This window comes from Peribacillus acanthi, assembly GCF_003073175.1.
Classification (GTDB): Bacteria; Bacillota; Bacilli; order Bacillales; family DSM-1321; genus Bacillus_BN; species Bacillus_BN acanthi.
Window position 1 is genome coordinate 41,504 of the sequence record NZ_QBBX01000025.1, and the last position, 9,147, is coordinate 50,650.

Consider the following 9,147-nt stretch of genomic DNA (forward strand, 5'->3'; position numbering starts at 1 on the left):
AATATATGCTAGCAGAAAAAAAATAGAACTCATTCGGGAGGAAACAATGAAATTTATTATCCAAAGAGACCGCTTAGTACAAAGTGTCCAAGATGTAATGAAAGCTGTTGCTTCTAGAACAACTATTCCAATTTTGACTGGTATTAAAATTACGGCAACTGATTCAGGAGTAACACTTACTGGTAGTGATTCAGATATCTCCATTGAATCTTTTATCCCTTTAGAAGAAGAGGGGGACGAATTAGTTGAACTAAAACAAACAGGCAGCATTGTATTACAAGCGCGTTTCTTTAATGAAATCATTAAAAAATTACCTATGGATTCTGTTGAAATAAGGGTTGAAAATCAATTCCAAACGATCATTCGTTCTGGCAAAGCTGAATTTAATTTGAATGGGCTTGACGCAGAAGAATATCCACACCTCCCACAAATTGAGGAAGAAAACATTATTAAACTACCTACAGATTTATTGAAAACATTAATCAGGCAGACGGTTTATGCAGTGTCCACCTCAGAAACACGTCCTATCTTGACAGGTGTCAACTGGAAGGTTGAAAACGGGGAGTTAATCTGTATTGCAACAGATAGTCACAGATTGGCAATGAGGAAAGCTAAATTACAGGGTGAAGCTCTTGGTAATTATAATGTGGTCATTCCAGGGAAAAGCTTAAATGAGCTTAGTAAGATCTTAGATGATACTCAAGATTCAGTTGATATTGTCATTACTGAAAACCAAGTGTTATTTAAAGCCAAGCATCTTCTTTTCTTCTCAAGATTGTTAGAAGGGAATTATCCTGATACATCACGCTTAATCCCAAATGAGAGCAAGACGGATGTGACACTGAATACAAAAGATTTCCTACAAGCGATTGTCCGTGCTTCACTTCTTGGGGAAGGGAAAAATAACGTCGTAAAACTTACGACTTTCGATTCTAATTTTATTGAAATTTCCTCCAATACCCCTGAAATCGGAAAAGTAGAAGAAGAAGTTCAAGTGGAATCAATTGAAGGAGAAGAGCTTAAAATCTCTTTCAATGCTAAATTTATGATGGATGCTTTACGTGCGTTAGAAGGTAGCGATATTCAAATTAGCTTCACTGGAGCAATGAGACCATTCGTAATTAAAAGTTTGAATGATGAGTCTATGCTCCAACTGATCCTTCCTGTAAGAACTTATTAAAAATTCGTAAGCAACAAAAGCATATTTCGTTTAGGAAATTTCTTAAAGCTGTTAGTAAACGTCGCTAACAGCTTTATTTTGTTTATTTGTGAAAAGTTTAGTAAAATAAAATATTAGAGATTCATTTAGAAAAGAGTGAAGATTCTTATGAAAATTATTCAAATCGATACCGAATATATCACCCTAGGTCAATTTTTAAAGTTAGCCGATATCATCCAAAGTGGCGGGATGGCGAAATGGTTTTTAAGTGAGCATGAAGTGTACATCAATGGCGAATTAGATGTTCGCCGAGGAAGAAAGCTTCGTAGCGGTGATAAGATTGAGATTCCAGGCTTTGGGAACTATGGAGTCCATTAAACCTTTTGTAAAGGACTTGGATTATGTTCATTGAATCAATAAAAGTAAAGAATTACAGGAATTATGATCATTTGGAACTTTCCTTCGAGAATAAAGTTAATGTCATCCTTGGAGAAAATGCTCAAGGAAAAACGAATATTATGGAATCCATCTATGTGTTGGCTATGGCGAAATCACATCGGACTTCCAATGATAAAGAACTTATTCGCTGGGACGAAGAGTATGCTAAAATAGAAGGTAGGATACATAAAAAAAATTCTACTGTTCCTTTAGAGTTAATTCTTTCAAAAAAAGGTAAAAAAGCAAAATATAACCATATTGAGCAACAACGCTTAAGTCAATATATCGGAAATATGAACGTCGTCATGTTTGCGCCTGAAGACTTAAATCTTGTAAAAGGAAGTCCACAGGTAAGACGACGTTTTATTGATATGGAGATTGGACAAGTATCTCCTCTCTATCTTCATGAAAGTAGCCAGTATCAAAAGGTCTTGCTTCAACGTAACCACTATTTGAAAATGCTACAGCTAAAAAAACAATCGGATCTTGCCATGTTGGACATCTTGACCGAACAAGTCGTCCAATATGCCGTGAAGATTGTCGATAAACGATATCAATTCATTTCTATGCTTCAAAAATGGGCAGAACCAATCCATTCAGGAATTTCAAGAGGACTTGAATCCTTGAAAATTGAGTACATTCCATCAGTCGATGTATCAGAAACAATGGATTTGTCGAAAATGATAGAGGTATTCCAAGAAAAATTTGCTAAAATAAGACAAAGAGAGATTGATCGAGGTGTGACTTTGATAGGCCCGCACCGTGATGATCTCGCTTTTATTGTGAACGGAAGAAATGTACAGACGTTTGGTTCACAAGGGCAACAGCGGACAACAGCGTTATCTGTCAAACTAGCTGAAATCGAACTCATACATGCAGAGATTGGCGAATATCCGATTCTTCTTTTGGATGATGTACTATCAGAGCTGGATGATTTCAGACAATCACACTTGCTTAATACCATCCAAGGAAAAGTTCAGACTTTCGTGACAACCACTAGCGTAGAAGGGATCGACCATCAAACATTACGCGAGGCTTCCACTTATCATGTTGTGCAAGGAAGTATTTCAAAAGTTCAATAATGGGGTGTGTCTCCATGTACCTTCACATAGGGGAAGATATATTAGTAAAAACGAAAGACATCGTAGCAATCCTAGATAAACAGCTGTTGAATCATTCATCGATGATGGAAGAATTTTTCAAGCAAGCAGGGAACTCAGAAGTAATGAGCAAGGGTTCCATTAAATCCATTATTGTAACGAAAGAACAGCTATTTTTTTCACCACTTTCATCTTCCACGCTAATGAAACGCTCTACTCAGCATCCATTTGAAGAGAGTGTGACTGTTAATAGATAGCAAGAAATAGAACAACAGCAATACATTTTCATCTAAAAGAAAAGTGTAGGTGATACAAGTTGACTATGGAACAAAAAGAAGTGCAGGCCCAATCATATGATGAGAGTCAGATACAGGTATTAGAAGGTCTAGAAGCGGTTCGTAAACGACCAGGGATGTATATTGGATCAACGAGTAGCAAAGGTCTTCACCATCTAGTTTGGGAAATTGTAGATAATAGTATCGATGAAGCACTTGCAGGATTCTGTAATGAAATCAATGTCATCATTGAGGCAGATAATAGTATTACGGTCATTGATAATGGCCGTGGGATTCCAGTTGGTATTCATGAGAAAATGGGAAGGCCGGCTGTTGAAGTCATCATGACAGTACTCCATGCAGGAGGGAAATTTGGTGGCGGAGGCTACAAAGTGTCTGGTGGACTCCATGGGGTAGGTGCTTCCGTTGTAAATGCCCTTTCAACAGAATTAGAGGTTTTTGTACATCGCGATGGGAAAATCCATTACCAGAAATTCGAAAAAGGTGTTCCGGCAGCGGATCTAGCTATTATCGGTGAAACTGACCGTACTGGAACAACGGTTCATTTCTCCCCAGATGGAGAAATTTTCACAGAAACGTTAGAGTATGAATTTGATACTTTGGCTAGCCGTTTAAGAGAATTAGCGTTTTTAAATCGTGCTATTCGACTAACCATTGAAGATAAACGAGTGGAAAACAAAAAGAGTGAGTATTACTATGAGGGTGGAATCATCTCTTATGTAGAGCACTTGAATCGCACGAAGGAAGTACTTCATGAAGAGCCCATCTACATTGAAGGTGAAAAGGATGGAATCACCATTGAAGTAGCTCTTCAGTACAATGATAGCTACACTAGCAATCTTTACTCATTTGCTAATAATATTCATACGTATGAAGGTGGTACACATGAATCAGGCTTTAAGACAGCCTTGACTCGTGTCATTAATGACTATGCTCGAAAGCAAGGGTTAATCAAGGATAATGATCAAAACTTGACTGGTGATGATGTAAGAGAAGGTTTGACGAGTATCATATCTGTTAAACATCCAGATCCTCAATTCGAAGGCCAAACTAAAACAAAACTTGGCAATTCAGAAGCTCGTACTATCACTGATTCAATACTCTCTGAAAAGTTAGAGTCCTTCATGCTTGAAAATCCAACGGTCGCAAGAAAAATCGTCGAAAAAGGGTTGATGGCTGCAAGAGCTCGTATGGCAGCGAAAAAGGCAAGGGAATTAACTAGACGGAAAAGTGCCCTTGAAGTCTCTAGTTTGCCAGGTAAATTAGCAGATTGTTCTTCAAAAGATCCGTCTATTAGTGAGTTGTATGTGGTAGAGGGAGATTCTGCCGGAGGGTCTGCAAAGCAAGGTAGGGATCGCCATTTCCAGGCCATCCTTCCGTTACGAGGGAAAATCATTAATGTTGAAAAAGCAAGATTGGACAAGATCCTTTCCAATAACGAAATTAGGGCCATCATCACGGCACTTGGAACAGGAATCGGGGAAGATTTTGATATTTCAAAGGCAAGATATCATAAGATCGTTATCATGACAGATGCCGATGTCGATGGAGCTCATATTCGAACATTATTATTAACTTTCCTTTATCGTTATATGAGACAAATTATCGAACATGGTTTTATTTATATCGCACAACCACCTCTTTATAAGATTTCTCAAGGGAAAAAGATTGAATATGCGTATAATGATAGACAGCTTGAAGAAATTTTAAGTACCCTTCCAAGTCAGCCTAAGCCAGGCTTGCAACGTTATAAAGGTCTTGGAGAAATGAATCCCGAGCAACTTTGGGAAACAACAATGGATCCTTCAACAAGAACATTGCTTCAAGTAACATTGAAGGATGCGATTGAAGCGGATGAAACTTTTGAAATCCTAATGGGTGATAAAGTAGAACCGAGAAGGAACTTTATTGAAGAAAATGCGATTTACGTTAAGAACTTAGATATTTAACGAGAAATCCAAGACATAAATATTTTGAAAGCAGGGTAGAGGGATCTTTTCTATCCTGTCTTTTACATAGTAGACCCACTTTAAAATAGACAAAGAATAATAGGTCGGCTTGATTATATTACATTTGAAAGCTTTTGCTTTGGGAAAAGGAGGTTGTCTCCATGTCAGAAATAGAAAAGTCCAATGTTAAAGAGATTAATATAAGCCAGGAAATGCGCACTTCCTTCTTGGATTATGCGATGAGCGTTATTGTAGCCCGTGCTCTCCCAGATGTTCGTGATGGGCTGAAACCTGTGCATCGTCGAATTCTATATGCGATGAACGATTTGGGCATGACTTCTGATAAAGCATATAAGAAATCCGCACGTATTGTTGGGGAAGTTATTGGTAAATACCATCCTCATGGCGACTCAGCCGTTTATGACACAATGGTGCGTATGGCACAGGATTTCAACTACAGATATATGCTTGTAGATGGTCACGGGAACTTCGGTTCAGTAGATGGAGATGCAGCGGCAGCCATGCGTTATACAGAAGCACGTATGTCGAAAATCTCCATGGAATTAATACGTGATATCAATAAAGACACAATTGATTATCAGGATAACTATGATGGTTCTGAAAGAGAGCCAATTGTCCTTCCTTCTAGATACCCGAATCTACTTGTTAACGGATCTTCTGGAATCGCGGTTGGTATGGCGACAAATATTCCTCCACACCAGCTCGGAGAAATAATTGACGGCGTATTGGCGGTTAGTAAAGACCCTGAGATTACAGTGGAAGAGTTAATGGAATATATACCTGGTCCTGATTTCCCAACTGCTGGTATGATTTTAGGGAGAAGTGGCATTCGAAAAGCTTATCAAACAGGTCGTGGCTCTATTACTATTCGAGCAAAGGTTGAAATCGAAGAGAAGGCTAACGGTAAGCAAACGATTATCGTAAAAGAACTACCATATCAGGTAAATAAAGCGAAGCTGATTGAAAAAATTGCGGAGCTTGTTCGCGATAAAAAGATTGATGGTATCACCGATCTTCGAGATGAGTCAGATCGTAAAGGAATGCGTGTTGTCATGGAAGTACGAAAAGATGCCAACGCAAATGTACTTTTGAATAATCTATATAAGCAGACGACTCTTCAAACAAGCTTCGGAATCAACTTGTTGGCACTAGTAGATGGTCAGCCTAAAGTTCTAAATCTTAAACAATGTTTAGTTCATTATTTAGAGCATCAAAAGGTAGTCATTAGGCGCCGTACGGAATTCGAACTTCGTAAAGCGGAAGCAAGAGCTCATATTCTTGAGGGATTAAGGATTGCTTTAGATCATTTAGATGCTGTCATTGCTTTAATTCGTAGTTCACAGACTACCGAAATTGCTAGAGAAGGATTAATGACTCAATTCTCTCTTTCTGAAAAACAAGCACAAGCTATCCTAGATATGCGTTTACAGCGTTTAACAGGGTTAGAGAGAGAGAAAATTGAGGATGAATATCAAAGTTTAGTGAAGCTAATCGAAGAGTTAAAAGGGATCCTTGCAGATAATGAAAAAGTTCTAGAAATCATTCGTGAAGAGCTTCTTGAAATTAAAGAGCGTTTTAACGATGTAAGAAGAACTGAAATTATCCTTGCAGGTTTGGAAAACATTGAAGACGAAGATCTAATTCCAGTAGAGAACATTGTTGTAACTTTGACTCATAATGGATATGTCAAACGCCTTCCTGTTTCCACCTATAAAAGCCAAAAACGTGGTGGTCGTGGTATTCAAGGAATGGGCACCAATGAAGATGACTTTGTAGAACACTTGTTGACTACCTCTACCCATGATACGCTTCTGTTCTTTACGAATAAAGGGAAGGTATATCGTTCAAAAGGGTACGACATTCCTGAGTATGGTAGAACGGCAAAAGGTATTCCAATCATTAATCTTCTTGAAGTTGATAAAGGTGAATGGGTGAATGCCATTATTCCAGTTTCGGAATTCAAAGAAGACTGGTACATCTTCTTCACAACGAAGGATGGAATCTCGAAGCGTTCTCCATTGTCCTCCTTTGCAAATATTCGAACCAATGGTTTGATTGCACTAGGTTTGAAAGAAGGAGACGAACTGATTTCAGTTAAACTAACCGATGGTTCAAAAGACATCATCATAGGCACGAAAAACGGAATGTTAATCCGTTTCCCTGAAGTAGATGTTCGATCAATGGGCAGAACTGCTACAGGGGTAAAAGGAATTAGTCTCCGTGAAGGTGATGAAGTCATTGGAATGGAATTAGTAGAGGAAGATTCGCAAATATTAATTGTTACCCGAAATGGATATGGAAAAAGAACTCATGAAAAAGAGTACCGAATCCAAAGCCGTGGTGGGAAAGGGATAAAAACCGTTAACGTTACTGATAAAAACGGACCTCTAATAGCTCTTAAAACGGTAAATGGCGAGGAAGATTTAATGCTAATTACGGCATCTGGAATACTGATTCGGATGCATGTAAGTGACATTTCTCAAACAGGTAGAAATACACAAGGTGTAAAACTTATTCGTTTAGAAGCTAATGATAACGAATATGTATCAACGGTTGCGGTAGTCGACCGAGAGGAAGAAGAAACTGTTTCTCCTTTAGAAACTGAACCAGAAGTAACCGAAGAAGCAGAAATAATGGATGAAGAATAAGAAAGAAAGGCTATCCCATAAAGGATAGTCTTTTTTCATGGTTTAACTAGAGTTGTCCTTATGATATCTTTCATAACTGGTAGAAACCACAAGTAAAATAAAGTAAAATAATAGTAATATATACTCAGCATAACAGCGGTAGGGGGAAGCAGTTTGAGAGTTCGAACTAAATTTTTAGAAGAGGGCTGTATCCTCGCACAAGATATAACCTGTATGACGAACAATCCTATAATGTTAAAGAAAACTGTGGTTACTCGTGACTTAATGGAAGTATTACGAGCCTTTTTAGTTCCTGAAGTAAGTGTAGAAAAAAATTTAATAGATGGAAAACCATTTGTTCCGAAAGAAATAATAGAAGAAGAACAAGATACTAGTTTGGCATCTACTAGTTTTTCTGCTCAATATCTTAATGCTGTACAGACATATAAAAGGATATTTAAGAATCTACAGGCCGGAAGTCCACTAGATCTCACAAAAATTAGAGAATTCTTATTGCCTCTTTTAGACAAGGCTATGGAAAATTCTTCAGAAATCTTTCAATTACACCATTATTCCACTAAAGCCGATTACCTCTATCACCATGCCGTATCGGTAGCAATCTTATGTGGATTCATAGGGAAAAAACTGAATCTTGATAAAGGTGATATAGTCCAAGTTGCATTAGCTGGTTGTCTATGTGATATTGGAATGGCAAAAATATCTCAGAATATTTTAGAGAAAAAGACGGCTTTAACCTTTATGGAATTTGAAGAAGTTAGAAGACACCCTGAATATGGATTCAATATGATTCATAAAACCGGAAATACAATGGTAAAAGATGCTGTCAAAATAGCAATTTTACAACATCACGAAAGGATTAACGGGACAGGGTATCCTAGAGGTGATAAAGGACCAAGTTTGCATCTCTTTTCAAAAATCGTCGCAATTGCAGACGTATATCATGCGATGACATCCGAAAGAGTATATAGAAAAAAACATTCCCCTTTTAAAGTTCTTGAAATGATTATGCAGGATGATTTTGGGAAATTTGATTTGCAGGTTATAAATGCATTGATGTCTGGTATCTTAAACTTTTCTATAGGCAATCGAGTCAAATTGTCTAATGGTTATAATGGAGAAATACTTTTTATTGATTCAAATTATCCAACCCGGCCTCTTATAAACATCTTGGATACGAATGAAATTATACATTTAGAGAAAAGAAGAGATTTGTATATAGAAGAAATTTATTAAGTTATACACTCCGGTTCCTATTCTTATGGACGGAGTGTATTAAATTTAATTTTCTAAATTTATATTAGGATATTGATTTCTATTAATAATGTCTATATAATAATAAAAGTCGACAGCAAACAACAATTAAGAAAAAAAGTTGTGAAAAAAGTTGTTGACATCAAGTGGTTTAATATGTTATTATATTAAAGTCGCTTACGAGCGAAATGGATGTTTTTGTTCTTTGAAAACTAAACAAAACAATACGTCAACGTTTAAATTTTAGTCTTTTTAATAAAGACATTTTATGAGCAAGTCAAACAC

7 protein-coding genes are annotated in these 9,147 nt (G+C 37.2%); all 7 read left to right on the forward strand.

Annotated elements, in window-relative coordinates:
* Positions 1-46 precede the first annotated feature (46 nt).
* The 7 genes from dnaN (at position 47) to DBX25_RS18780 (ending at position 8,844) form a co-directional block, all read left to right on the forward strand.
* On the forward strand, positions 47-1,180 hold the full coding sequence (gene dnaN, locus DBX25_RS18750; protein WP_108672282.1) for a DNA polymerase III subunit beta: 1,134 nt from the start codon (positions 47-49) through the stop codon (positions 1,178-1,180).
* 147 nt (positions 1,181-1,327) lie between these two features.
* Positions 1,328-1,537, forward strand: coding sequence for a S4 domain-containing protein YaaA (yaaA, locus tag DBX25_RS18755; protein ID WP_108672283.1), 210 nt, complete (start codon positions 1,328-1,330; stop codon positions 1,535-1,537).
* Positions 1,538-1,560: 23 nt separating this feature from the next.
* The gene (recF, locus tag DBX25_RS18760) at positions 1,561-2,679 is read left to right on the forward strand and encodes a DNA replication/repair protein RecF (RefSeq protein ID WP_108672284.1); all 1,119 of its coding nucleotides are present in this window, start codon (positions 1,561-1,563) and stop codon (positions 2,677-2,679) included.
* Between the two features lie 14 nt (positions 2,680-2,693).
* Entirely contained in the window at positions 2,694-2,954 is a 261-nt protein-coding gene (remB, locus tag DBX25_RS18765; RefSeq protein WP_108672285.1) for an extracellular matrix regulator RemB, read from the forward strand.
* Positions 2,955-3,019: 65 nt separating this feature from the next.
* Positions 3,020-4,942: a DNA topoisomerase (ATP-hydrolyzing) subunit B gene (gyrB, locus tag DBX25_RS18770; protein ID WP_108672290.1), complete on the forward strand. Its 1,923-nt coding sequence runs from the start codon at positions 3,020-3,022 to the stop codon at positions 4,940-4,942.
* A gap of 161 nt (positions 4,943-5,103) precedes the next feature.
* The gene (gyrA, locus tag DBX25_RS18775; RefSeq protein WP_108672286.1) at positions 5,104-7,611 is read left to right on the forward strand and encodes a DNA gyrase subunit A; all 2,508 of its coding nucleotides are present in this window, start codon (positions 5,104-5,106) and stop codon (positions 7,609-7,611) included.
* Between the two features lie 153 nt (positions 7,612-7,764).
* A complete protein-coding gene (locus DBX25_RS18780; protein WP_108672287.1) occupies positions 7,765-8,844 on the forward strand; it encodes an HD-GYP domain-containing protein in 1,080 nt (359 codons plus the stop codon).
* Positions 8,845-9,147: the final 303 nt, after the last annotated feature.

What these genes read in the sequence shown, in the direction of transcription:
- dnaN (WP_108672282.1), top strand. Translation starts at nt 47, where the DNA reads ATGAAATTTATTATCCAAAGAGACCGCTTAGTACAAAGTGTCCAAGAT.
- yaaA (WP_108672283.1), top strand. Translation starts at nt 1,328, where the DNA reads ATGAAAATTATTCAAATCGATACCGAATATATCACCCTAGGTCAATTT.
- recF (WP_108672284.1), top strand. Translation starts at nt 1,561, where the DNA reads ATGTTCATTGAATCAATAAAAGTAAAGAATTACAGGAATTATGATCAT.
- remB (WP_108672285.1), top strand. Translation starts at nt 2,694, where the DNA reads ATGTACCTTCACATAGGGGAAGATATATTAGTAAAAACGAAAGACATC.
- gyrB (WP_108672290.1), top strand. Translation starts at nt 3,020, where the DNA reads ATGGAACAAAAAGAAGTGCAGGCCCAATCATATGATGAGAGTCAGATA.
- gyrA (WP_108672286.1), top strand. Translation starts at nt 5,104, where the DNA reads ATGTCAGAAATAGAAAAGTCCAATGTTAAAGAGATTAATATAAGCCAG.